The following is a 1,407-nucleotide window of genomic DNA, read 5'->3' as shown; positions in this document are numbered from 1 at the left end:
TCTCGGGACTGCTGAATGATTGCGTCGCACTCATCAGGGGAGAGGACTCCATCGTGTTTTGCGTTGACGATCTCTCCGAACAGCTCGCTGAACTCTTTGCCGACGGTCACGAGATGATTGTCGAGATTGACACTGACCTCTGCGGCTTTCTTCTCGACCAGGACAAAGCCTGCGAGATCGGCCATCACACGTGAGACGATCGGTTCCCCGACATGMGCTTCRAGATCGCGAATGACGTCCAAMGGCGCGAACATCTGCTCGTTCGGRTTGCCGTAGCGYGAGAGYCGSGCMGGATCSGTYCGGGTGATKGMTTCAGCCGCRTAGCTTGGCCCGCCCGCTTCCTTCAGCAACGTGCGAAACGCSGCCTTCAAARTGAGATGRTCKTCRCGAAGGTAGGARCGCGTGTTCATGCAAGGTTTCCCGAAACGATTGCTTTGAAGGAATCTCCATCCGTCCGCATGATCAGGTTCAGCAGTTGGCGGAGGGACTGAACGATGTGTGAGATGCGAAGAGCAGTAGGAACGGTTGAACTGACGACCGACGACAAAGCCGAACTCGCGCTGCAGCTTTTCGAAAGCCTTGTGAGCGACTTGCTCGGCGCGGGGCTGATGACCGCAGAAGAGGTTTCGATCTCAACGACCGGCCCGTACATCCGCGCGCACATGGAGGGACGAGAGGACATCAAACGTCACCTCGACGGAGTTCTCGAACGCTTGCTGTCGCGGAAGGATGGGTGATGACCCAACCGTCGTGCGTGAGCGACCAGAACTGCTGCTTGGCGCAAAAGCGCATGCGGGCCTTGCCGATGGGGCGCATCAGGCGATCCCTTCGCTAGGAGCCTGAGGCGAATAGAAATCGTTCGCGGTTACTTGACCGTCCGTCACAGCGAGGATGACCACCATTTGTTTGGGGCGCGGGACGCGCATTCCAAACCGCCATTTCCGAACAGCTTCTTCTGAGAAGGCGTTTCCGCTTTTCTGAGCGAACTCTTTTTCCGAAAGTTCATGTCGACGGAGGTAATCAGCGAGTTTCATGACCTCAACATGCCCAATGTGGGCACATTCGTCAAGAAGATTTGTGCCCAATTTGGGGACTCGCGCGCGAACCCGTTTTGGGCACACTTCGAGGATGAGCAACAATCTTCGAAAACTTCGGGAGGCGCGCGGCTGGTCTCAGGACCAGACGGCTGCGGCCATGGGTACCACCCGGAATCAGTACGTTAAGCTTGAGCGCGGGTTCGAAAAGGGCGGCCGTCGCCTTTCCGACGTTTGGATCCGCCGTGCGGCTGAAGCGTTTGGGGTCGATCCCGGCGTGATCGTTTCAGAGAACGAGGGCGGCAATTCAGTCGGAGTAATCGGAGTGATCAGCGCTGGTGGATCTATAGAGACCGAAGGCGAGCACCTGGGC

Annotated in this window: 4 protein-coding genes; 2 read left to right on the top strand and 2 right to left on the bottom strand. The window is 57.5% G+C overall.

Features of this window, described 5'->3' with window-relative positions; genetic code table 11:
• A partial coding sequence (locus AC1DT3_RS21170; RefSeq protein ID WP_477467158.1) for a hypothetical protein occupies positions 1-185 on the bottom strand: 185 nt, incomplete at its 3' end.
• Positions 186-503: 318 nt separating this feature from the next.
• On the opposite strand from AC1DT3_RS21170, the gene AC1DT3_RS21165 reads away from it, so the two are divergent.
• Complete coding sequence (locus AC1DT3_RS21165) at positions 504-737, top strand: hypothetical protein (RefSeq protein ID WP_477467157.1); 234 nt, start codon at positions 504-506, stop codon at positions 735-737.
• 78 nt (positions 738-815) lie between these two features.
• Here the strand turns inward: AC1DT3_RS21165 and AC1DT3_RS21160 are convergent, their stop codons facing one another.
• Positions 816-1,034 carry a hypothetical protein gene (locus AC1DT3_RS21160; protein ID WP_477467156.1) on the bottom strand — a complete coding sequence of 73 codons (219 nt, stop codon included), beginning with the start codon at positions 1,032-1,034 and terminating at the stop codon, positions 816-818.
• 94 nt (positions 1,035-1,128) lie between these two features.
• Between AC1DT3_RS21160 and AC1DT3_RS21155 the strand changes: the two genes are divergently transcribed.
• On the top strand, positions 1,129-1,407 hold a 279-nt coding region (locus tag AC1DT3_RS21155), incomplete at its 3' end, for a helix-turn-helix transcriptional regulator (protein ID WP_477467155.1).

The organism is Microvirga sp. P4_G7 (assembly GCF_056401005.1).
This window is presented reverse-complemented; position numbering and strand designations above follow the sequence as displayed.

Excerpts from the sequence above, each read along its gene's own strand:
- AC1DT3_RS21165 (WP_477467157.1), top strand. The coding sequence starts at position 504 with ATGCGAAGAGCAGTAGGAACGGTTGAACTGACGACCGACGACAAAGCC.
- AC1DT3_RS21160 (WP_477467156.1), bottom strand. The coding sequence starts at position 1,034 with ATGAAACTCGCTGATTACCTCCGTCGACATGAACTTTCGGAAAAAGAG.